The sequence below is a fragment of the Actinoplanes sp. CA-051413 genome (assembly GCF_050955795.1).
Lineage (GTDB): Bacteria > Actinomycetota > Actinomycetes > Mycobacteriales > Micromonosporaceae > Actinoplanes.
The window spans coordinates 6,344,673-6,366,995 of sequence record NZ_CP192100.1 but is presented as its reverse complement, the minus strand read 5'-3'; the positions used below and the strand labels follow the sequence as shown (position 1 = coordinate 6,366,995).

Below are 22,323 nucleotides of genomic sequence, written 5' to 3'. Positions count from 1 at the left end.
TCCCGCTGAGGGCCCGGCCGGAGACGGTCGGGCCCCCAGTGCAGTTTCTCAGTGCAGTTTCGCCTCGTCGGCTGCCTCGCGGCCCGACTCCCAGCCCTCCAGGCTGGCCACCCGGAAGCCGCGCCCGCGCGTGGTGCTCGGGAACGAACGGTCCCGCGCCTCACGCACCTGCACGTCCCGCGAGGCGAGCACCGGCAGCAGCGCCGCGGGATCGGCGGTCTGGTCCAGCGCGGCCCGGCTGGCCTCGGCGAGCCGTTCCCCGATCCGCACCGCGTAGCCGACCAGGAACGACTGCCGGTAGTTCTTGAGCCGCGACCGGCCCGCCTTGCCACGCGGCTCGGTGCGCGCCATCGCCCGGTGCGCCTGCACCAGGAGCGAGGTGTGCAGCAGATCCACCGCGTCGATGTCGGCGTCGAAGCCGAAGACGGTGGCGAAGCCGAACTCGGAGGACCAGACCACGTGGCAGCGGTTGGCCCGGGCCACGGAGTTCAGCAGCGACGCCTTCTCACTCTCGTACGGGTGATCAACCCCGATCCGCCGGGCGTACGGGACCACGGCGCTCTCACCCCCGGCGGCCAGCAGCGCCTCGTCGATGCTGTGCCGCGAGATCAGCTCCTGCGCCTTGGCGCTGTACGCCTCGGCCTCAGCCGGGAAGGTCGTCGCCTCGGCCTTGGCCAGCAACGCCCGTACCCGTTCCAGCTTGGCGTCATTGCCGGGCGCCCGCCGCACCGGCGTCGCCTGCCCGGGCGGGGGCACGAGCACCTCGATCGGCGGCAGCCCGTTGAGCAGGGTCACCAAACTCAGCATCGAGTCGATCAGCGTGACCCGGTCGATGCGGCGGTGGGTGGTGACCTGCCGCAGGTAGTCGGCGTCGTCACCCCACCACGGGCGGGCGTCCAGCTCGGCGGCCTGGTCCCGCCAGCGCTGGTCGACCGTCTTCGGCCGGAAACCGCGAAGGTACGCGGCGACAGAGTCGACGATGAGCAGCGGCTGCATCCCGGTGCCGCGCCGGGTGACCAGGCGGTGCAGCTCGGCCGGCTGCCAGCCACCCCGCCACAGCCGCGCGGTGGCGTCGAACAGCGCCGTGGCCAGCGCCGGATCCACCTCTGCGGCCGGCGCGACGGTGAGCGCGTCGAGGCCGTCCTCGTACCCCGTCCGCCCGCCGACGATCGCCCCGACCGTCTCCCGCACCGTTTCCACGCGGCCATGATGCCTGGTCGGGCCCGGACATCACGCACAGCGGGCCCGCCGGGCGGCGCACGTCACCCCGGTGGTCGTACCGTGGGCCGCATGACGACAGCTGCTCAGCTGATGGCGTTCTGCGGCGTGGTGGGCCTGGGCGATGTCGCCGGGCCCGGACTTCGCGGTGGTCGTGCGCCGCGCGGCCCTGCGCGGACGGGCGGATGGCATGGCCGCGGCCACGGGCGTGGCCACCGGCGTCTTCCTGTGGGCGGTGGCGGCGGCCGCGGGGGTGGCCGCGCTGGTCGCGACGGTCCCGGTGGTGCTCACGACCATCCGGTACGCGGGAGCGGCGTACCTCGCGTACCTGGGCATCAGGGCCCTGCTGGCAGCGATCCGTCCCACCGCGACCGGTCCGGGCGCCGTGCCGGGGTCGACCGGCGGGGCGTTCCGGGACGGGCTGCTCTGCAACGCCCTCAACCCGAAGGCGGCAGTCTTCTTCCTGGCGCTGCTGCCGCAGTTCCTGCCCGCGCATCCCGGCACCCTCGACACGCTCACCCTCTCGCTGCTCGCCGTCGCGGTCACGCTGCTGTGGTTCTGCACGGTGGCGAATCTGGTGGCGGTGTTCCGGCGGGTGTTCGACCGGTCCGGGGTGCGCCGGGCGCTCGACGGGCTGAGCGGCGCGGCGCTGCTCGGCCTGGGCGCCCGGCTGGCCTTCGTCCGCTCGTGACGTTCGGCCACCGAACTCCGGTGCCCTACGCGGCCGCCGGCCGGTAGCGCACGTCCACCTCGGCCGTCGGGTCGTCGGCGCAGACGCGGTGCAGGTAGATCGGGCGGCCGCCGACTTGGTCGTAGAGCCGGATGCCGTCCCCCAGCAGCACCGGCGCGATGTGCAGGTCGATCTCGTCGATCAGTCCACGCTCGAGGAGCTGGCGGCCGATGTCCGCCGACAGCACCTCCACGTTCTTGCCGTCGGCTGCCGCCAGGGCGATCCGTACCGCCTCGGCCACGTCGCAGTCGAGGAACGTGACCCGCTCGGCGGGCTTGGCGTCCTCGGGGTGGTGGGTCAGCACGAAGACTTGCCCGGTCCAGGCGCCGCCGTAGATGGTGCCGGCGGCGGGGAACCGGTCCCAGCCCTGCCGGCCGCCGAGCACGGCACCCGTCGTCTCGACGTACTGGTCGATGAAGCCGGGCCGCTCGGAGATTCCGGTGCTCATCCAGTCCATGTCGTGGTCCGGCCCGGTCACGAACCCGTCCAGTGACATGGTGAAATGCCACAGGACCTTGCCGTTCGCGGTCTGCGGTTCGAAGTCGCTCATGCCGTCCTCCCGGTGCGCTGATTCGCTCGTACCCACATTGAGACGGCGTCCGCGACGAAACCTCATCGGTCGAGGGCCGGTTCGGTCACCGGGCGAGGTGGCACCCCCACGATAGGGTGGCGAATGCCTGCGCGAGGTCTGACTCCGAGGAGCATGACATGTCGGGGTCGACGGACGAAGACATAGCTGACGCCATGGCCGCCATCAAGGGTGAAGCCCAACGGTGGTCCGCTCTGGCCGAGGCTCGACGAAGCGCGTCCCGTGCGGCCGACAGGCAAACGTGTCTGCTGGTCACGGCCCTGTCCTCGGTGCTCCTGGTCGGCGCCTTGGTCGCCTGTGCCTGGACCGCCAAGCCGGCAGTGAGCGGCACGCTGATCGCCGTACCTGTTTTCGTGGCCGTCCTGGGGCTGAGCGCTTCGCTGTTGCTCTATGTCATCGGCGCTGCCGTGGCGTACCGGTCGGTCGTGACCGATGAGGCGTCGGGGGCAGGCATGAGATTCGTGGTCGCGATCACCATGGCCGGCCGGGCGTTGTTCATGGGTACCGCCCTGGCCACGGTTCTTGCCGGGGTGCTGGTCGCTGCGAAGGGGCTACCGTCAGCCGCTGTCCTGGCTGTGGCTGTTGCCGTCGGGGTGGCCGTCCTGGGGCAGAAGCTCGGAGTCATCATCCGGCACGCCGGAGCGGTGTAGATCTACCTGGCGCTCAAGTGCGCGGTGTGCGGCCGTGCGGTATCGGGCCGCGGGGTGCGGGGCCCCGCCGGGCCGGACCGGGCCGGGTGGTGCGAGGCCGGGTCGGACTGCGCCGAGGGAGGCCGTGCGGTGCCGGCTCGCGGGCGGAGAGAACCTGGCGCGGCGCGGGAACCAGCGGCGTGGGAACCAGCGGCGTGGGAACGAGTGGTGCAGGGACCGAGGGGGAGAGGCCGAGCCCGGTCAGGCGCATCGCGACGGCCAGCAGGGCGGCGGCAACCGCGGCGTCGATCCAGTAGTGGTTGGCGGTGCCGACCACGACCAGCAGCGTGAACAGCGGGTGGAGCAGCCACAGCCGGCGCCACCGGCCGCGCGTCAGTGTCATCAGCGTGAACGCCACCAGCAGCGACCAGCCCACGTGCAGGGACGGCATGGCCGCGTACTGGTTGGTGACAGTGTCGGTGCCGGGGGAGCCGTAGACGCTGGGCCCGAACAGCTGCCCGGTGTCGATGAGTCCCGTGCGCGCCAGCATCCGGGGCGGGGCCAGCGGGAAGATCAGGTGCACCATTAGTGCCGCGCCGGTGAGCAGGGCCAACGTGTTGCGCACCGGCCGGTAGTGGCTCGGGCGGCGCAGGTAGACCCAGAGCAGGAAGGCGATCGTGGCCGGGAAGTGCACGTACGCGTAGTAGCTGTTGGCCGCCTCGACCACCGCGCCGGAGCGCAGCAGCAGGTGCTGCAGGCCGGTCTCGCCGGGCAGGCGCAGCAGTCTTTCCAGGTCCCAGACCCTGCCCGCGTTGGCCATCGCCGTGGCGACGTGGCCGTCCGCGGCCAGCCGGCCCAGGCTGTAGGCGGCCCACAGCGCCACGATCAGCGCCAGCTCGCGCAGCGGCGCCGGCCGGGTCCGCGGTACGGCCACGGGTGCTCGGGCCGTACGGTCGTCGGCGAGCGTCATCGCGGGTCACCTCTGTTCGCGGGGTGAGTGCCCGGACCGCCGGGGCGGTCCGGGCCACTCTCATCGGCCGGCGGTGACCAGATCCGAGCCGGTGTGTTCCGGCTCGCTCACCTCGTCCGGCGGGACGCGCAGCTTCTCGCCCTCCACGTCGATGTCCGGCAGCACCCGGTCCAGCCAGCGCGGCAGCCACCAGGCCCGGCGCCCGAGCAGGGTCATCACCGCCGGCACGATGGTCATCCGGACCACGAACGCGTCGAACAGGATCGCCGCCGCCAGCGCGAAGCCGATGGACTTGATGAACGACTCGGGCGACAAAATGAAGCCGGAGAAGACGCTGACCATGATGATCGCCGCGGCCGTCACCACCCGGGCCCCGTGCGCGAAGCCGTTGACCACCGCCTGGGTCGGCGGCGTGCCGTGCACGTGCTCCTCGCGCATCCGGCTGACCAGGAAGACCTCGTAGTCCATGGCCAGGCCGAAGACGATGCCGATCAGGAACACCGGCAGCATGCTCATCACCGGGCCGGCCTGGTCGATGCCGAACAGCCCGCCCAGCCAGCCCCACTGGAAGACGGCCACGACCGCGCCGAAGGTCGCCATCACCGAGAGCAGGAAGCCGGCGATCGCCTTGATCGGCACCAGGATCGACCGGAACAGCAGCGTCAGCAGCAGGAAGGCCAGCGCCACGATCACCGCCAGGTACGGCACCAGCGCGCTGCCCATCTTGTCGGACATGTCGATGTCGACCGCCGTGGTGCCGGTGACCGACAGGTCCGCGCCGGTACGCTCCCGCAGCCCGTCGTTCTGGTCGCGGATCGCGTGCACCAGCGCCTCGGTCTCCGCGCTGTCCGGTGCGGTGGCCGGGATGACCTGCAGGATCGCGGTGTCACCGGCCGGGTTGAGGGTGGGCGGGCTGACCGTGACGACCCCGGCCAGGCCCTTGATCGTCCCGGCCGCCGTGGCCGCGGCGTTCTGCGGGTCCGGGCTCGACGCGGCGTCGACCACCACGGTCAGCGGGCCGTTGAAGCCCGGCCCGAAGCCGTCGGTCAGCATGTCGTACGCCTTGCGCTGGGTGGTCTCGGTGCCGGCCATGTTGTCGCCGGGCAGGCCCAGCCGCAGGTCGAGGGCCGGGATCGCGAGCACGACCAGGCCCAGCACGGCGGCGACCAGGACGGCCACCGGGCGGCGGGTGACGAACTGGGCCCAGCGCAGCCCGGCGGAGGGCTTGGCCGCGCCCGCTTCCGGGTCACGGCCCCGGCGGCTGATGACGCGCTTGCCGGCGAAGCCGAGCAGGGCGGGCAGCAGGGTCAGGGCGATGAGCACCGCGACAACGACGGCGAAAGCGGCCGCCAGCCCCATCTGGGTCAGAACCGGGATGTTGACCACGGTCAGCGCGGCCAGGGCGATGAACACGGTGAGCCCGGCGAAGGTGACCGCGGAACCGGCCGTGCCGACCGCGCGGGCGACCGCCTCCTCGGTGCGGCGCCCGATGGTGATCTCGTGGCGGTAGCGGGAGACGATGAACAGCGCGTAGTCGATGGCCACGGCGATGCCGAGCATCAGCGCCAGCGTGGAGGTGCTGCTGCCCAGGTCGACGAAGCCGGAGGCGATCTGGATGCCGAGCACGGCCGCGGCGACGCCGAGGATGGCCGTCAGCAGCGGCAGCCCGGCGGCGACCAGCGAGCCGAAGGTGATGACCAGGACCACCGCGGCGACCAGGATGCCGAGGATCTCGGAGTTGCCCGGCCCGCCCTGCTCCTGGACCGCGTCACCACCGGCCTCCACGGCCAGGCCGGCATCCCGGCCCGCGTCGGTGGCCTCGGTGAGTGCCTCGCGGTCGGCGTCGGTCAGCGCGGTGGCGGCGACCTTGTACGTGACCTGCGCGTACGCGACCGTGCCGGCCTGGTTGATGGTGCCCTGCAGCGGGTCGGAGACCGCAGCCACCTGCGCGCCGGTCTTGAGCTGGGCGACGGTCTCGGCCACGGCCGCCCGGTTGCGCTCGTCGGTGAGCTTCTCGCCGGCGGGGGCCGCGAACACCACCCGGGCCTGGGCGCCGTCCGCACCGGCGCCGGGGAAGCGCTGACCGAGCAGGTCCATCGCCTCCTGGGCCTCGGTGCCCGGGATCTTGAACTCGTCGGAGGTGGGTCCCGACAGCGTGGCCGCGCCCACGCCGAGTAACGCCAATGCGGCGAGCCAGAGCGCGAGGATCAATCTGCGCCGGCGGAAACTGAACCGGCCCAGCCGGTAGAGGTAGGTGGCCATCGGTACTCCCGGGATCGCGTCGTCAGGTGACCCTTGAAACGATCAATGAATCCCGGTCCCGGCGCGTCGTCCCCGTGCAGTCGTCACATACCATCGCCGTGGTATTTCCGGCCGGCCCCGGCTACTGCGACGAGACGACGACCCGGTCCCGCCCGCCCGCGTACGGTCAGCGTGATGGAGGAGACCGGCGTGATGCGGATGAAGCGGTGGTCCGACGCTCAGTGGCACCCGCTGCTGGTCGATGCCCTGCTCGCCGTCGTGCTGGCCGGGTTCGTGCTGAAGTCGGCGGTGCTGGAGCCGAGCTCCGACCTCACCGAGACCGTGACGATCGGCGACGTGCTCGTCGCCGTCGTGGCGTTCCTCGCTGTCCTGCAGCGCCGGCGCCGCCCGCGGGCCGCCCTCGTGATCGCCACCTGCGCCACCGTCGGCGGCATCACCCAGGGAGTGAGCAACCCCGGCCTGATCGTGGTGCTCGGCGTGATCACCTACTCCATCGCGGCCCACCGCAACCGCCGGGACGGCTGGACGTGCGCGCTGGCGGCCGCCACGGTGGTCTACGCGTCCGCCGTCATCGTCTCCGCCGGCTGGCGCCCGGACGTCCTGGCCGTCTTCGCCTGGATCTTCATGGCCGCCGCCGTCGGGGACGCCGCCCGCAGCCACCGCGCCTACGTCACCGAGGTCGAGGCCCGGGCGCACCGCGCCGAGCAGACCCGCGAGCAGGAGGCGCAGCGCCGCGTGATCGACGAGCGGCTGCGGATCGCCCGGGAGCTGCACGACGTGGTCGCCCACCACATCGCGGTGATCAGCGTGCAGGCGGGCGCGGCCACCCACGTGCTGGAGCGCCGGCCCGACCAGGTGGGCCCGGTGCTGGCGCACATCCGCGAGGCCTCCGACCTGGTGCTCAAGGAGATCTCGTCGGTGGTGGGCGTGCTGCGCAACTCCGACGAGCAGGCGAACACCGAGCCGGCCCCGGGATTGTCCCGGCTGCCGGATCTGCTGGGCGCCCTGCAGGCCGCCGGTTTCACCGTACGGAACCAGCTGCGCGGCGACCCGCGGGAGTTGCCGGCGATGGTCGACCTGGCGGCGTACCGGATCGTGCAGGAAGCCCTGACCAACGCCCACCGGTACGGCGACGGCCGGGCCGTGCTGCTCGTCGAGTACGCCCCCAGCGGCGTCATCCTCGAGGTCACCAACGACATCCGGCCCGACCGGGACACCGAGGGCACCGGCTACGGCCTGCTCGGCATGCGCGAACGGGCCACCGCGGCGGGCGGCACCGTGACAGCCGGCCCGCTCGGCGACGGCCGTTTCCGGGTGCACGCCGTGCTGCCGACCGAGGACGCCCCGGCGAAGGGCTGCCTGCGGTGACCATCCGCGTGCTGCTGGCCGACGACCAGACGCTGATCCGGGCCGGCTTCAAGATGATCATCGACTCGGAGCCGGAGTTCGAGGTGGTCGGCGAGGCGTCCGACGGCGGCGAGGCGGTGGCGCTGGCCCGTACGGCCCGGGCCGACGTGGTGCTGATGGACATCCGGATGCCGCGGATGGACGGGCTGGAGGCCACCCGCCGGATCGGCGCCGACGACAACCTCGCCGGGGTACGCGTCCTGGTCCTCACCACCTTCGAGAACGACGACAACGTGGTGCTCGCCCTGCAGGCCGGCGCCAGCGGCTTCCTGGGCAAGAGCGTCGCGCCCGCGGACCTGCTGCACGCCATCCGGGTGGTGGCCGACGGCGAGGCGCTGCTGTCTCCCCGGGCCACCCGCGGGCTGGTCAGCCGGTTCCTGAGCCAGCCCGAGGGCGGTGCCGGGAAGGTCCCGGTGGAGCTGACCGGCCTCACCGACCGGGAACGCGAGATCCTGGTGCTGGTCGCCCACGGCCTGTCGAACGACGACATCGCCGAGCGGCTGTACGTCTCCCCGCTGACCGTGAAGACGCACGTCAACCGGGCGATGACCAAGCTCGACGTCCGCGACCGGGCGCAGCTGGTGGTGCTGGCCTACCAGCGCGGCCTGGTCCGCCCGGGCGAGCAGCTGCCCACCGGATAGCCGCGCTCAGGCCGGCCTGGTCAGGGCCACCACCGGGATGCGGCGGCCGGCGCGGGCCTCGTGCTCGGCGAAGAACGGGAAGCTCTGCTTGATCGTGGCCCACTCGCGGTCGTAGTCGTCGCCGGACAACGGCTCGGCCCGGGCCGGGAACCGCTCGCCGGGCAGTTCGACCGTGACCACGGGGTCGGCCAGCAGGTTGCGGTACCACTGCGGGTCCTCGCGGGCCCCGTTGTTCGAGGCGATCACCAGGAGGCGGTCGCCGCTGCGGACGTACATGATCGGGCTGGTCCGCTCCTGGCCGCTGCGGCGGCCGACCGTGCTGAGCAGCAGCAGCGGCCGGTTCCCGAGCGATTTTCCGCCGTCGGCCCGGAACTGTTCGATCAAGGTGCGGTTGTAGGCCAGCACGTCCTCAGGCATCGTCATCCGGACATCATCGCGCGTGGCCTTGAGATTTCCACCTTGTTACAACTACCGTGGTCGATGCATGGGAGCGCTCCCATACTCATCCCCAGGAGTTGTCGAATGCGCTTGAGATCCCTCGCCTCCACCACGGCGGCCGCCGCGGCCGTGGTCGCCGGCACCGCGGTGCTCTGGCCCGGTGCCGCCTCGGCCGCCGAGTCCCCCTTCTATGTCGATCCGCAGGCCAGTGCCGCCCGCTGGGTCGCCGCCAACCCGGGCGACTCCCGGGCGGCCGTGATCCGCGACCGGATCGCCAACGTCCCGCAGGGCCGCTGGTACACCCAGAACAACACCGCCACGGTCGCCGCCGAGGTGGACGCCTACGTGGGAGCCGCCGCCGCGGCCGGCAAGACGCCGATCATGGTCGTCTACAACATCCCCAACCGTGACTGCAGCGGGGCCAGCTCCGGCGGGCTGGCCAACCACACCGTGTACCGGCAGTGGATCGACCAGGTGGCCGCCGGGCTCAAGGGACGGGCGGCGGCGATCATCCTCGAGCCCGACGTGCTCCCGATCATGACAAGCTGCCTCACCGCGGCCCAGCAGCAGGAGGTTTATGCCTCCATGGCGTACGCGGGCAAGGCGCTCAAGGCCGCCTCGTCCGCCGCCAAGGTCTACTTCGACGCCGGGCACGCCGCCTGGCTGGCCCCGGCCGAGATGGCCGCCCGGCTGGTCCGCGCGGACATCGCCAACAGCGCCGACGGCATCTCGGTCAACGTCTCGAACTACCGCACCACGGCGGACTCGACCGCCTACATCCGCAACGTCATCGCTGCCACCGGCATCTCGCGCCTCAAGGGTGTGATCGACACCAGCCGCAACGGCAACGGCCCGCTGGGCAGCGAGTGGTGCGACCCGGCCGGGCGGGCGATCGGCATCCCGAGCACCAACGCGGTGTCCGACCCGATCCTGGACGCGTACCTGTGGATCAAGCTGCCGGGTGAGGCCGACGGCTGCATCGCCGGTGCCGGACAGTTCGTCCCGCAGCGCGCCTACGACCTGGCGATCGCGGCCGGCCCGGTGAGCCCGCCGCCGGTCACGACCTCGCCGACGCCGAGCACGCCCGCACCCAGCACCCCGGCACCCAGCACGCCGGGGCCGACGACCCCGCCGCCCTCGACGCCCCCGCCGCCGACCGGCACCTGCTCGGTGGCCTACTCGGCCAACGCCTGGTCGAACGGCTTCACCGCCGACGTGCGGATCACCAACCGCGGGGCCGCGCTGACCTCGTGGACGCTGACCTTCAGCGTGCCGGCCAACGTCACGCTCAGCAGCGGCTGGAGCGGCACCTGGTCGCAGTCCGGCAGCACGGTCACGGTCCGCAACGCGGCCTGGAACGGCTCGCTCGCCACCGGCGCCACCACTTCGACGGGCTTCCAGGCCACCTTCACCGGTGCCGCCCCGGCCAGCCCGACCGACTTCGCGCTGAACGGCACGCCATGTTGATCCGACTGGCGGCCGCCGGCGCCCTGCTGATCGGCGCGGTCCTGACCGCGGTGAGCCCCGCGGCCGCCGCCACGGCCTGCGATGTCACCTACACCGCCAACCAGTGGAGCACCGGCTTCACCGCCGATGTCCGGGTCACCAACAACGGCGCGCCGATCAACGGCTGGGTCGTGACGTGGACGTTCACCGGCAACCAGCGGGTCACCTCCGGCTGGAACGCGCAGCTGACCCAGTCCGGCAGCGCGGTGACCGCGGCGGCGCCGAGCTACAACACCGCCTTGGCCACCGGGGCGTCGGCGAGCTTCGGCTTCCAGGCGACGTACTCGGGGACCAACCCGGCCCCGGCGTCCTTCGCCCTCAACGGCGTCTCCTGCAACGGCGACGCCCCGCCGACCTCCACCCCGCCGACCAGTACGCCGCCCAGCACCCCGCCCAGCACCCCGCCGACCTCGACCCCGCCGCAGGCCGGGTGCGGTTCCGGGGCCCGCTGCGACGGCTTCGAGGGCACCCAGGCCGACTGGGCGGCGACCTATCCGGACTGCTCGGGCACCGGCAAGGCGGCGTTCGACACCGCGGTCGCGCACAGCGGCAGCACGTCGTTGCGCGTCGACGGCACGGCCGGCTACTGCAACCACGTGTTCATGCGCAACACCTCGCTGCTGCCGGCGGGGGCCTCCGCCCTGTTCGTCCGCTACTGGGTGCGGCACACCACCGCGCTGCCGGCGGCGCACACCACGGCGGTGGCGTTGCGGGACGCCAACGACGGCAACCGGGACCTGCGCTTCGGTGGCCAGAACGGCGCCCTGCAATGGAACCGGGCCTCCGATGACGCCACGCTGCCGGAACAGAGCCCGGCCGGGGTGGCGCTGTCCGCGCCGCTGCCGACGGGCAGCTGGAACTGCGTGGAGTTCAAGGTGGACCAGGGCAACGGCACCATGCAGACCTGGCTCAACGGCACGTCGGTGCCCGGGCTGCTGCAGGACGGTGTGCCCACGCACGACATCGACAGCCAGTGGCTGAACCGCACCTGGCGACCGGCTCTGGCCGACCTGCGCCTGGGCTGGGAGAGCTACGGCGAGGGCGCCGACACCCTCTGGTACGACGACGTCGCGGTGGGAACCGCCCGCGTCGGCTGCTGAGTCACCGGCACCCGGGTGGCGGCGCGACCTCTGCGCCGCCACCCGAGGTGACCGGGACACCTCAGAGTTCGAACCAGTACCGCCGGGCGGGACCGAACGGGGTCTCCCCGATGCCCTCGAAGACGCCGCCGCCCCGCTCGATCGTGCGCATCGAGCCGACGTTGCCGGGCGCGCAGACAGCCAGCACCCGTTCCAGGCCCAGCCCGCGCGCCTCGTCGAGCATCCGGGCCAGCGCCCAGGCGCCCAGCCCGCGCCGGCGCGCCGACGGCCGGATGCCGTACCCGAGGTGGCCGGCCCACCGTACGTAGTCGCTGTCGCCGTGGCGCAGCGCTATCCCACCGAGCACGTGATCACTCTCGATGATCCAGCGGTACGTGCAGTGGTCCTGCGAGAGCCGGGCCAGCCAGGCCGCGAAGCCGGCCGGTGTGCCGACCTCGTCGGCGGGGCCCAGCCCGAACCCGTCCTCGTGCGCTCCCGGGCCCCACTCCGCGTGTGCCTCCAGCCAGGCCTGGTGCAGGTGGACGGCGGGCGTGATCAGCTCGGGCACGCGACGACGATACCGGCCGCCCCCGCCAACTCGTACGCAACTGCGTTCTTGTTCGGGGCAGGGGCCCCCACCACGATCGGCGGTGTCCGGACGGTCCAGACGAGGGCGAGGATTGATGAACGCCACCACCACGACGGCGGTACCGCCGGATCCCACCGGCGCCGCCACACCGGTCGAGTTCGCAGGACGCCTGCGTGCGTTGATGGCCATGCGCAGACGCTCGCTGGACAGCGTCGCCAAGCGGAGCCGCGACGCGGGGACCCCCATCTCCCGCGCCACGGTCCACAACCTGATCACCGCCGCCAGCACTCCCCGGCAGGACTCCCTGGTGGGTTTCCTGCGCGGCTGCGGAGTGCCGCCCCGGGAGCAGATCCGCTGGCTCATCACGTTCCACAAGGTCTACCCGGAGGGCCAGCGCACGGTCAGGCCCCGGACGGCCCCGGATCCTCGCGCGTGCTGATCGCCGCGTGGCCGGCGGTACGGGCCAGCGTGATGCGATCGATCTCCGTGTAGGGCTGCTTGTTGCCCGGCAGGGCGTCGGCGAGGCTGCGTACGGTCATCGTGGTGCGCGCGCCGCGAGCAGCGGGCACGACGTCGACAGCGATGAAGGCGTAGTCGTCGTAGCGCACCTGTGACCAGTCGACCACCTCGGGAACCCGGCTGCCGCCCAGGTGACCGGCCGCCTTGATCTTGCTGTCCTGCCTCGACCAGACGTAGCTGTTGACGATGTTCTCGGTGTTGTTCTCCACCTCGTTCGGGCCGCCGGGCGGCTGGTAGCCCCGGTAGCGCTGGCCCGCCGGCAGCTTCTGCGGCCCGGTCGGGGTGATCCCCGGCGGCGGTGGCGCGGCCGGGCTGGGCGCCTGCCGGAAGGGATAGCGCGGCCGGCCGCCCGAGCCGACGCACAGGTACGTGACGCCGTCCTTGGCCGGATGGATCGTCGAGCCGTCCGGCGCGGACCGGGTCCGCTTGCCGTACCGGATCGGGTCGGTGCGTTCGAGCAGGTGGTTGTGACCCTGCACGACCAGGTCGACCTGGTACCGGCTGAACAGCGGATCGAGCGCGTCGCGGACGCCGCCGTCGGAGGCGTGGTTGTTCGTCGTCGAGTACGCGCAGTGGTGCAGGAACGCGACCACGAAGTCGATGTCCCCGGCCAGCTCGGTCCGCCACTTGCGCAGAGTGTGCTTGAGCCAGCTCAGTTGGGCCCCGCCGGAGTAGCCGGTGTTGGTCTGCAGCTCGGCCGAGAGCTCGTTGGCGTCGACGGAGATCACGCCCACGTTGGCGTACACGTAGCGGTAGACGGACGGGCAGCTCTTCGGGCCGTTGGCCGGGAAGTCCAGCCGCGACACCAGCCCGCCGTAACCGTGGGTGGGGCTGTCGCCGAGGAACTTGGTGTTGCCGTACAGCGGTTCCATGTCGTGGTTGCCGGTGGTGAACATCCACGGGGTGTACGCGGCCAGCGGCTCGATCTGGTTGAGGAAGACGTCCCACACGTACGGGTTGTAGAGGTTGCGGCCCTGGGGAGCGACACCGGTCAGAGCCGTCGTGTCGTCGGCGGGCAGACCGGAGCCGGACGGGTTGGCGTAGCAGATGTCGCCGGCCAGCAGCGTGAAGGCCGGCTGCTGGGTGGCCATGAGCATGGTCTGGGTCAGTGCGGGACGTTTGTCGGTGCCGTGCGGCCCGGCCACCGGATCGTCCGGCAGGTACGAGTTGTCGTCGAAGATCCCGGACGGCCACTTTCCGCCGGCCGCGGTGACGGACGCGGGGTTCTGACCCCAGGCGTACTTCGGGTCCCTGGGCGCGGTGTTGGTGCCGACGTCGGCGAAGGCGGTGAACGTGAACGGTGCGGCCACCCCGGAGTGCCGGGCCGGAGCCGTGCTGAAGTGCGCGTCGCCGCTGACCGTGCCGTCGGACAGCCGGATCCGGTAGTGGTACACCGTGTCGGCGCGCAGCCCGTCCACGGTGGCCTTGAGGTAGAACTGGCTCCCGATCGGACCGCCGGGGATCGCGTACTGGCCGACCAGGTGCTGGATCTCCGCCTCGGTCCGGTGGCCGTACCGGCCCGGCTCGTCGCCGACGTCGACGAACGCCCGCAGCTTGTGCGGCAGCTTGCCGGTCTTGCTGACCAGTTGCGCGGTCACGGCCATCGCCGGCCGCAGCAGGCCGTCGGACGCCGGCACGAACGACAGGTGCCGGCCGGAGACCACCACCCCGGCCTTGCCCGCCTTGCCCCCACCGGCCGCGAAGGCCGCATCGGCCACCTGGAACTGGGCGTACGCGTACCCGCCGGCGCCCGCCATGACGGCCTTCAGCATCGAGCGGCGGCTGACCCGCTGCCGGGCCAGCTCCTGGGCGTTCCACTCGGTGCACTCGTCCACCGTGACGGGACGGCTACCCTTCGACAACTTCACGCGGCCATCCTGGTCGGCCCGGTCCGTTCCCGGGCCGTACACGCCCGGCCCGGCCGGAAAACCCGACGAAAGAGGTCCCCGGTGTCTTCCGGCGGGCCGAGCCGGGCGGAATGTCGGAGGGTCGTGTCACTCTTGGTCGGGAGAGGGGGCCGTCATGTCCTTCGAGTATGCGGGCGCCACGGTCGAGATCGTTGATGCCGCCACCATTCTTGCCGCTGCCCGGGTCAACCCGGTCGAGTTGCTGCGCCGAGCCACTTTCCCCGCCCCGGTGCGCCGGGCCACCCTGACCGTGACCAGCGCGGACACCGCCTCCGGGCCGGTGCACGTGTTCGTCGCGGAGATCCGCACCAACGATGACGACGTGCCGCAGCGGGAGCGGATCCGGGCGGTCGTGCTGGGCAACGACCCCGTCGGGACGCTGCTCGCGAAGCGGATCGCCGCCGGGGACCCGGTGGCCACCAAGATCGTGGACGGGGTGGGGGCGGCGGCCGTCGCGGCGTACAAGAAGCTCGGTCTGGATCGGCCCTCCGGGCCGGCGGCCGAGCGGGAGCCGGGCGCCGCGGTCCTGGCCGACGCGGCCGCCGGGCTGCAGGCCGCGGTGACCTACGACCAGGACGGCAGTGTCGTGCGGCTGCGGGCCGAGGTCGCCCGCGACGACGTCCAGCCCGCCCACCTGGAGGCCATGGTCAAGCTGACCCTGCAGGCGGTGGTCGAGCTGCTCGGTCCGGAGGCGGGGGAGCTGCCGCTGGCCGGCCGGCGGTACGTGGTCAGCCGCGAGACCATCCCGCGGGTCGCCCCCACCACCCAGACGGTCACCCTCGACCAGGTCGGCGGCCTGGCCGACCTGGTCGCCGAGCTGCGCCAGATCGCGGTGTCGTTCCGGCATCCGGAGGCGATGGCCCGGTGGGGCGCCCGCCGGCCGCAGGGCATCCTGATGTACGGCCCGCCGGGCACCGGCAAGACCATGCTGTCCCGGGCGCTGGCCAACGAGATCGGCGCCGACTTCCGCGAGATCCGCACGCCGGAGATCCTGGACAAGTGGCTGGGCGGGTCCGAGCGCAACATCAAGCAGATCTTCCGCGACGCCCGCCGCTACCGGGTGCCGACCCTGATCCTGTTCGACGAGTTCGACTCGATCATCAGCTACGCGGGCTCCGGCGGCGACGCGGCCAGCCAGGCGATCAACGCGGTGGCCGGCATCTTCAAGCAGGAGATGAACGACCTGATCGAGGCCAACCCGAACGTCATCGTGGTGGCGACGACCAACTTCCCGCACCGGGTCGACGACTCGCTGATCCGCTCGGGCCGCTTCGACGTCAAGATCTCCGTGCCCAAGCCGGACGAGGTCAGCCGGGCGGAGATCTTCCGCAAGATGATCGCCCAGCTGGCGGCGGTGCACGAGGAGCCGGGCTTCACCATGTTCGCCGACGGCATCGACCTGGCCGAGCTGGGCCGGCTCAGCCACGGCATGACCGGCGCGGACATCAAGGAGATCCTGCGCCGGGTCCAGCTGGCCAAGGCGATGCAGGACGCCCGCACCGGCGGCCTGGTCGACCCGATCAGCCAGCAGGACCTGATCACCAGCATCAACGACCTGCTCGGCCCCCGCTGACCGGGGCCGAGCGCAGGACGTACTCCACGCTCGTCTCCTGGATCCCGGCCCGTTCGAAGCCGCAGCGTTCCATCAGGCGCTGGGACGCGGTGTTGACGATGTCGGTGTCGGCGTAGAGAGGGCGGATCGGCTCACGGGCCAGGAACATCCGCAGGGCTTGGCCGCCGACCCCGCGCCCCCAGAAGTCCTGGCTGAACCAGCCGCCCAGGTAACGACGGTCGTCCCGCCACCACGCCAGCAGGTTGCCCGCGACCTCGCCGTCCACGAGCACCGTCTGCACGAGGACGGTGTCGTCACCGAGCACGTGCTCGGCCCAGTAGTTCAGGTACACCTGGCGGTCCGGGGCCGCGATGTTCGCCCGCCGCGCGGCCTCCGGCTGCCGCCGGTGACTGTGGAAGATCTCGACATCCGCCGGCGTGGTGTCGCGCAGGCGCACGTCCCCGGTCATGACCGCGAGTCTGTCAGCTCACCGGCCGCCGGTGCCGCGTCCGCCGCGGGCGTGCGCCACGGCAGCAGGGCGGCGCTGGTGACCACCGCCCCGGCGAGCACGAACAGGGCCGTCCGCACGCTGGTCGCCGCGGCCAGCAGGCCACTCGCGGCGATGCAGGCCGGCTGGGCCACCCGCGAGCTGATCGACCAGGCGGCGAACACCCGCGCCAGGTAGCCGTCCTCGGTGGCCTGCATCCGGTACGTCGCGAAGGTCGGGTTGAACGCCCCCGCGCAGGCGACGAGCAGGAACTGGCCCAGCGTGATCGACGCCAGCCCCGCCACGCCGGCCGGGGCGAGCGGGATCAGGACCAGCGGCAGCGCCTTGGCGGCCCCGGAGACCAGCAGCACCCGGCGCCGGCCGTACCGGCGGGTCAGCGGCCGGGCGGCCAGCGCGCCGAGCAGGCCGCCGAGGCAGGGGATGCCGAACGCCAGGCCGTACTGCCAGGGGGCGAAGCCCAGCTCGCGCAGCATCAGGACCGCCAGCAGCGGAGCCGTCGCCATCACGCAGGCGCCGAAGACCAGCGAGTTGAAGTAGAGCAGGCGCAGGTCGCGGTGCCGCAGGATGTACCGCCAGCCGGCCGTGAGCTGCGCCGCCCGGTGCCGTTCACCGGTCGGTGCGGGCGGTGGCGGCTCCGGGCCCCGCAACCGGCGGATGCCCAGCGCCGACAGCAGGAAGCTGACCGCGTCCAGGGCCACTGTGGCCGTCGCCCCGACGGCGGCGATCAGCACCCCGCCCAGCGGCGGGCCCGCCGTGCTGACCGTCCAGAATGTCGCCTCGAACCGGCCGTTGGCCACGGCCAGCTGGTCCGGCGGGACGAGCGCCTTGAGATGGGCGCCGCTCGCCGCCTGGAAAGCGATGCCGCCCACCGACTGGGCCACCGCCACCAGGCACAGCTGGGTGTAGGTGAGGGCACCGAGCGAGGCGGCGACCGGGAGACTGCCCAGCGCAGCACACCGCAGCAGATCCGCGCCGATCATCACCGGGCGCTTGTGCCGGACCTCGATCCACGGGCCGAGCGGCAGCGCCAGAGCCGCGCCGGCCACCCCGCCGAGCGCCGCCAGCAGCGAAACCTGCAGCACGGAGGCGTGCAGCGCCAGCGTGGCGATCAGGGGGAGGGCGCCCAGGCTCAGCGCCGTGCCGAGTTCGCTGACCGCGTACGCGGCCCACAGCCGGCGGAAGTCCACCGGCGCACCTTACGGGCTGGGGGCCGGTTCGCGCACGGCGTACGCCGCGAAGTCGGGCTCGGCCTGGGGCTTGCCGAAGTGGTAGCCCTGGGCCAGCTGGTAGCCCAGCCGGTACAGCTCCTCGGCCTGTTCCGCCGTCTCCACACCCTCCGCGACCGCGGTCAGGCCGAGGCCCTCGCTGACCCGGATCAGCGCCGTGGCGATGACGGCGTGCCGGCCCGCCATCGTGATGTTGTCGACGAAGGACTTGTCGACCTTGAGGACGTCCACCGGCACGGTCTGGAGCAGGCCGAGCGACGAGTGCCCGGTGCCGAAGTCGTCCAGGGCGATCCGTACGCCCAGCTCGTGCAGCTCGTTGAGGGTCTGCACGGCCTGGCCGCCGCCGAACACCGCGGTCTCGGTGACCTCGACGGTGAGCTTGCCGACCGGCAGCCCGGTGTCCGCCAGCGCACGCGCCACCACGGCCGTGAAGCCGGGCTGGGCCAGCTGCCGGGCCGAGACGTTGACGCTGATCCGCTGGGGCGCGCGGGCACCCCAGTCGGCCTGCCACTCGACGGCCTGGGCGCACGCGGTCCGCAGGATCCACTCGCCCAGCTCGACGATGAGCCCGTTGTGCTCGGCCGCCGGGATGAACCGGTCGGGGGAGATCATGCCGCGTTCCGGGTGGTCCCAGCGGACCAGCGCCTCGACCGCCCGCAGCCGCCCGTGGGGCAGCTCGACGATGGGCTGGTAGACCATCCGGAACTGGCCGGTGTCCAGTGCGGTGCGCAGCTCGGCACCCAGCCGGGCCTGCTCGTCCGCGGTGTCGTCGAGGTCGGCGGTGTGGCGGCGGTGGGTGTCGCCGACGGACTTGGCGGCGTACATGGCGACGTCGGCGCGGCGCAGCACCTCGACCGGGTCGGTGGTGCCCGTACCGTCGGCGACGCCGATGCTGACGCCGATCAGCAGCTCGTGGCCGCCGGCGTGCACGGGTGCGCGCAGCGAGCCGGCGAGCCGGGTGACCACGGCGTCGGCCGCCGCGGCGTCCGCGCCGGTGAGCAGGACCGCGAACTCGTCGCCGCCCATCCGGGCCACCAGGGCGCCGGGTCCGGCGGCCCGGGACAGGCGCTCGGCCACGCCGATCAGCAGCCGGTCCCCGACGGCGTGCCCGAGCGCGTCGTTGACCTCCTTGAAGTCGTCCAGGTCGAGCAGGGCCACCTGCAGCGGCCCGGCGGCCAGGCCCTCGGTCAGGCCCTGCTCCAGCCGGCGGCGGTTGGCCAGCCCGGTCAGGTCGTCGGCCATCGCCAGGTCCTCCAGCTGATCGGCCTGCTGCTGGACCTGGGCCACGAAGCCGGACATCCGCAGGACCACGAGGACGAACAGCAGCACGGCGCCGACGGCGATCGCCAGCCGGTCCACCGGGTCACCGCCGATGCCGGGCACGAACAGCAGCGCGGGGGCCAGCAGGGAGCAGACTGCCAGCAGCACCAGCCGGGACCGGCCCACCCGCGCGTCGCTGGGCCGGTTGGTGGTCGTGCCGGTCCAGCGCATCGAGGGGTGCAGGGCCGCCGCGGCCCAGGCGATGTAGGAGAGGAGCCAGCCCGCGTCGAGCAGGCTGCCGCCGTCGTCCTCCGAGTAGAGCGAGACGAGCGAGTAGGCGATGTCCGCGACGAGCAGCAGCAACGCGGCCAGGCTCAGCAGCCGGGCACTGGCCGAGCGCTGCCCCGAGCTGGTGAAGAACCGGGCCAGGATGGCCAGCAGCAGGGCGTCGGCGGCGGGATAGGCCACCCCGATGACCCGTTCCAGCGTCGAGGCGGTCGAACCGGCCGCGATCGGGTGCATCACGAACACCCAGAAGACCAGGCCGATGCCGATCGCCACGATCGCCGGATCCACCAGCCCGGCGAGATCACCGCCGCGGCGGCGGCCGCGGCTGAGCAGGACCAAGCCGACGACCAGCATCGGGTACGCGCTCAGATAGAAGTAGTCGGCCGCCGACGGGTACGGCTCCTCGTGCAGGACGTACTTGTAGTACTCCCAGACGAAGTCACCGGCCACCCAGGTGATCTGCCCGGCGGCGAACCAGTACCACATCGCCGGCCGTTCGGGCCGGTGCAGGCGCACCGCCAGCGGGATCACCAGGCAGGACACCAGCCCGATGGCGTTGTAGACGGCGTTCGCGGCGAAACCGTCGTGCGGCAGCAGGTAGTAACCGCCCACGGCCAGCACGCCGAGGGTCAGCCACCACCACCAGAGTCGTTTCTGTCGCACGGAGGGCAATCGGTCGCCGGCGTATTCATCTGAGGATTCCACCGGGTCAGACCGCCACTGTCTCGGTGCCGCTGACGGCGTCGTGGAAGTCGGGCTGGGCCACGGGCCGGCCGAAGTGGTAGCCCTGGGCCAGCCGGTAGCCGAGGCGGTGCAGTTCGGTGGCCTGTTCGGCGGTCTCGACGCCTTCGGCGACGGCGGTGAGGCCGAGGCCGTCGGCGACCTGGATCAGGGCGGTGGCGATGACGGCGTGCCGGCCGGCCATGGTGATGGTGTCGACGAAGCTCTTGTCGACTTTGAGGGTGTCGACGGGCACGGTCTGCAGCAGGCCGAGGGAGGAGTGGCCGGTGCCGAAGTCGTCGAGGGCGATGCGTACGCCGAGCTGGTGCAGGTCCTTGACGGTCTGCACGCTCTGGCCGCCCCGGAAGACGGCGGTCTCGGTGACTTCGATGATCAGATTGTGCGCACTCAGGCCCGTCCAGGCCAGTACTTCGGCCACCAGATCGGCGAAGTCCGGCTCGGCGAGCTGACGCGCGGAGACATTGACGCTGACCCGCGCCGGGGCGGCCGCACCGTGCGTGGCGTGCCAGGCGACGGCCTGGGCGCAGGCGGTCCGCAGGATCCAGGCACCGAGCTCGACGATCAGGCCGTTCTGCTCGGCGACCGGGATGAAGTCCACCGGGTTGACCAGGCCACGCTCGGGGTGGTGCCAGCGGATGAGGGCCTCCACCGACACGATCCGGGCGTCGGGCAGCGAGACGATGGGCTGGTAGACGAGGCGGAACTGGCCGGTGTCCAGCGCCGTACGCATCTCCGCCCCCAGCCGGGCCTCCGCGCGGGCCCGTTCGTCGAACTCCACGGCGTAGCGGCGGACGTGGCTGCCGCACTGGTCCTTGGCCGCGTACATGGCGGTGTCGGCCCGGCGCAGCACCTCGTACGGGTCGTCGGTGCCCTCGGCGTCGGCGATGCCGACGCTGGCGCCGACCAGCAGCTCCTGGCCCGCCACCTCCACCGGCCGGCGCAGGCCGTCGGTGAGCCGGTCGACGATGCCGGCCATGGCCTCGGCCGACGCGCCGGTGACCAGGACGGCGAACTCGTCGCCGCCCATCCGAGCCACGAGGTCGTCACCGCGCAGGCGGTCCGCGAGGCGTTGCGCCACGACCGCCAGCAGCCGGTCCCCGACGGCGTGACCGAAGCGGTCGTTGACGTCCTTGAAGCCGTTGAGGTCGAGCATCGCCACCTGGGCCGGACCGGCGGCCACGGCGGCCGCGAGCCGCTCCTCGAAGAAGCGGCGGTTGGGCAGGCCGGTCAGGTCGTCCCGCATGGCGAGGTCCTGCAACTGCCGGGCCTGCCGCTGCACCTGCGTCACGAAACCGGACATCCGCAGCAGGACCAGGACGAACAGCAGCACCGCGCCGACGCCGATGGACAGCCAGCTCAGGTGCGGGAAGCCCAGGGCGCCCTGGACGAACAGCAGGGTCGGCACCAGCAGTGTGCTGCCGGTCAGCAGGACCAGCCGGCCCGGCCCGACGCGGCGCCCGCCGGTGCGGACGGGGGCCGGGGCGGCGGCCGACGGATGCAGGGCCGCGGCACCCCAGACGACGTTGGAGAGCAGCCAGCCGACCGAGACGACACCCTCGAGCTCCGGCCGGTAGGCGGTGACGAACTGGAAACCGACGTCGGCGGCCAGCATCGTGCCGGTGCCCGTGATCAGCAGGCCCACGCTGACCGCCGGGCGTCCGGAGCGGGTCAGCACCCGGGCCACGAGCGCCAGCAGCACGAGGTCGCAGCCGGGGTACGCGGCGCCGAGCAGCCGCTCCAGCAGCGGGATGGAGCCGTCACCGGCGATCGGGCCGATGGCCAGGACCCACCAGACCAGGCCCAGCCCGGTGGCGATGATCGCGGCGTCGAGCAGGCCGGCCAGGTCGCGGCCGATCCGGCTCCGGGCCAGCAGCAGCGTGCCGGCTACCAGCAGCGGGCAGCTGCCCAGGTAGAAGACGTCGGCCAGGGAGGGGAACGGCGACTGGTGCAGGACCTGCCGGTAGATCTCGTACGTGACGTCGCCGGTCAGCCGGAACCCGATGGCGGCGGCGAAGACGTACCAGCCCAGCCGGTCCTCGGGCCGGTTGCGCCGGGCCCGGACCAGCACCACCACGAGCGTCAGCAGCTCGAACAGGTCGTACAGGACCGCCCCGGCCGGCGTGCCGTCGCCCAGGAGCGGGTACGCGACGCAGATCAGCAGCCCGGCCGCCGTCCACGCCGTGACCCTCCGGTCGACCGCAATTGTCCGCACGACGGGGCCATCGGCACCGGCGCCCGGCACTTGAGACTTCGGCACACCCGCG

Annotated in this window: 19 protein-coding genes; 8 read left to right on the top strand and 11 right to left on the bottom strand. The window is 72.5% G+C overall.

Annotation, left to right across the window (positions count from 1 at the left end; translation table 11 throughout):
- Positions 1–48: 48 nt before the first annotated feature.
- Entirely contained in the window at positions 49–1,200 is a 1,152-nt protein-coding gene (locus tag ACQP2Y_RS29960) for a DUF2786 domain-containing protein (RefSeq protein WP_433718475.1), read from the bottom strand.
- A 142-nt stretch (positions 1,201–1,342) separates the two neighbouring features.
- Between ACQP2Y_RS29960 and ACQP2Y_RS29955 the strand changes: the two genes are divergently transcribed.
- Complete coding sequence (locus tag ACQP2Y_RS29955; RefSeq protein WP_433718474.1) at positions 1,343–1,909, top strand: LysE family translocator; 567 nt, start codon at positions 1,343–1,345, stop codon at positions 1,907–1,909.
- A gap of 25 nt (positions 1,910–1,934) precedes the next feature.
- Here ACQP2Y_RS29955 and ACQP2Y_RS29950 read toward each other — a convergent pair whose 3' ends face one another.
- Positions 1,935–2,498, bottom strand: coding sequence for a dihydrofolate reductase family protein (locus tag ACQP2Y_RS29950; protein ID WP_433718473.1), 564 nt, complete (start codon positions 2,496–2,498; stop codon positions 1,935–1,937).
- A 158-nt stretch (positions 2,499–2,656) separates the two neighbouring features.
- Here ACQP2Y_RS29950 and ACQP2Y_RS29945 point away from each other — a divergent pair, with 158 nt between their 5' ends.
- The gene (locus ACQP2Y_RS29945; protein ID WP_433718472.1) at positions 2,657–3,187 is read left to right on the top strand and encodes a hypothetical protein; all 531 of its coding nucleotides are present in this window, start codon (positions 2,657–2,659) and stop codon (positions 3,185–3,187) included.
- Between the two features lie 13 nt (positions 3,188–3,200).
- On the opposite strand, the gene ACQP2Y_RS29940 is transcribed toward ACQP2Y_RS29945, so the two are convergent.
- On the bottom strand, positions 3,201–4,136 hold the full coding sequence (locus ACQP2Y_RS29940) for a phosphatase PAP2 family protein (protein ID WP_433718471.1): 936 nt from the start codon (positions 4,134–4,136) through the stop codon (positions 3,201–3,203).
- 60 nt (positions 4,137–4,196) lie between these two features.
- Positions 4,197–6,398 (bottom strand): MMPL family transporter, encoded by a 2,202-nt coding sequence (locus ACQP2Y_RS29935; protein WP_433718470.1) that lies wholly within the window; start codon positions 6,396–6,398, stop codon positions 4,197–4,199.
- 174 nt (positions 6,399–6,572) lie between these two features.
- On the opposite strand from ACQP2Y_RS29935, the gene ACQP2Y_RS29930 reads away from it, so the two are divergent.
- Together ACQP2Y_RS29930 and ACQP2Y_RS29925 are read left to right on the top strand one after the other, a co-directional pair.
- Positions 6,573–7,766 carry a sensor histidine kinase gene (locus tag ACQP2Y_RS29930; protein ID WP_433718469.1) on the top strand — a complete coding sequence of 398 codons (1,194 nt, stop codon included), beginning with the start codon at positions 6,573–6,575 and terminating at the stop codon, positions 7,764–7,766.
- Entirely contained in the window at positions 7,763–8,446 is a 684-nt protein-coding gene (locus ACQP2Y_RS29925; RefSeq protein ID WP_433718468.1) for a response regulator, read from the top strand. The genes ACQP2Y_RS29930 and ACQP2Y_RS29925 overlap by 4 nt, the downstream gene beginning before the upstream one ends.
- 6 nt (positions 8,447–8,452) lie before the next feature.
- Here the strand turns inward: ACQP2Y_RS29925 and ACQP2Y_RS29920 are convergent, their stop codons facing one another.
- Positions 8,453–8,869 (bottom strand): nitroreductase/quinone reductase family protein, encoded by a 417-nt coding sequence (locus tag ACQP2Y_RS29920; RefSeq protein WP_433718467.1) that lies wholly within the window; start codon positions 8,867–8,869, stop codon positions 8,453–8,455.
- Positions 8,870–8,968: 99 nt separating this feature from the next.
- On the opposite strand from ACQP2Y_RS29920, the gene ACQP2Y_RS29915 reads away from it, so the two are divergent.
- Both ACQP2Y_RS29915 and ACQP2Y_RS29910 read left to right on the top strand, forming a co-directional pair.
- Entirely contained in the window at positions 8,969–10,351 is a 1,383-nt protein-coding gene (locus ACQP2Y_RS29915; RefSeq protein WP_433718466.1) for a glycoside hydrolase family 6 protein, read from the top strand.
- Positions 10,345–11,490: a cellulose-binding domain-containing protein gene (locus tag ACQP2Y_RS29910; protein WP_433718465.1), complete on the top strand. Its 1,146-nt coding sequence runs from the start codon at positions 10,345–10,347 to the stop codon at positions 11,488–11,490. The genes ACQP2Y_RS29915 and ACQP2Y_RS29910 overlap by 7 nt, the downstream gene beginning before the upstream one ends.
- A gap of 61 nt (positions 11,491–11,551) precedes the next feature.
- Here the strand turns inward: ACQP2Y_RS29910 and ACQP2Y_RS29905 are convergent, their stop codons facing one another.
- Positions 11,552–12,037, bottom strand: coding sequence for a GNAT family N-acetyltransferase (locus tag ACQP2Y_RS29905; RefSeq protein WP_433718464.1), 486 nt, complete (start codon positions 12,035–12,037; stop codon positions 11,552–11,554).
- A gap of 115 nt (positions 12,038–12,152) precedes the next feature.
- Here ACQP2Y_RS29905 and ACQP2Y_RS29900 point away from each other — a divergent pair, with 115 nt between their 5' ends.
- Positions 12,153–12,497 carry a helix-turn-helix domain-containing protein gene (locus tag ACQP2Y_RS29900; RefSeq protein WP_433718463.1) on the top strand — a complete coding sequence of 115 codons (345 nt, stop codon included), beginning with the start codon at positions 12,153–12,155 and terminating at the stop codon, positions 12,495–12,497.
- On the opposite strand, the gene ACQP2Y_RS29895 is transcribed toward ACQP2Y_RS29900, so the two are convergent.
- Positions 12,460–14,445, bottom strand: coding sequence for a metallophosphoesterase (locus ACQP2Y_RS29895; RefSeq protein WP_433718461.1), 1,986 nt, complete (start codon positions 14,443–14,445; stop codon positions 12,460–12,462). The genes ACQP2Y_RS29900 and ACQP2Y_RS29895 overlap by 38 nt on opposite strands.
- 154 nt (positions 14,446–14,599) lie before the next feature.
- On the opposite strand from ACQP2Y_RS29895, the gene ACQP2Y_RS29890 reads away from it, so the two are divergent.
- Complete coding sequence (locus ACQP2Y_RS29890) at positions 14,600–16,057, top strand: ATP-binding protein (protein ID WP_433718459.1); 1,458 nt, start codon at positions 14,600–14,602, stop codon at positions 16,055–16,057.
- On the opposite strand, the gene ACQP2Y_RS29885 is transcribed toward ACQP2Y_RS29890, so the two are convergent.
- The 4 genes from ACQP2Y_RS29885 to ACQP2Y_RS29870 are packed head-to-tail and all read right to left on the bottom strand — an operon-like array spanning position 16,032 to position 22,271.
- Positions 16,032–16,505, bottom strand: a complete 474-nt coding sequence (locus ACQP2Y_RS29885) for a GNAT family N-acetyltransferase (protein WP_433718457.1) — start codon at positions 16,503–16,505, stop codon at positions 16,032–16,034. The two genes, ACQP2Y_RS29890 and ACQP2Y_RS29885, sit on opposite strands and share 26 nt — an antisense overlap.
- Complete coding sequence (locus tag ACQP2Y_RS29880) at positions 16,502–17,731, bottom strand: MFS transporter (protein ID WP_433718455.1); 1,230 nt, start codon at positions 17,729–17,731, stop codon at positions 16,502–16,504. Before ACQP2Y_RS29880 ends, ACQP2Y_RS29885 begins: the two co-directional genes overlap by 4 nt.
- A 9-nt stretch (positions 17,732–17,740) precedes the next feature.
- A complete protein-coding gene (locus ACQP2Y_RS29875; RefSeq protein WP_433718453.1) occupies positions 17,741–19,981 on the bottom strand; it encodes a putative bifunctional diguanylate cyclase/phosphodiesterase in 2,241 nt (746 codons plus the stop codon).
- A gap of 46 nt (positions 19,982–20,027) precedes the next feature.
- Positions 20,028–22,271, bottom strand: coding sequence for a putative bifunctional diguanylate cyclase/phosphodiesterase (locus tag ACQP2Y_RS29870; RefSeq protein WP_433718451.1), 2,244 nt, complete (start codon positions 22,269–22,271; stop codon positions 20,028–20,030).
- Positions 22,272–22,323: the final 52 nt, after the last annotated feature.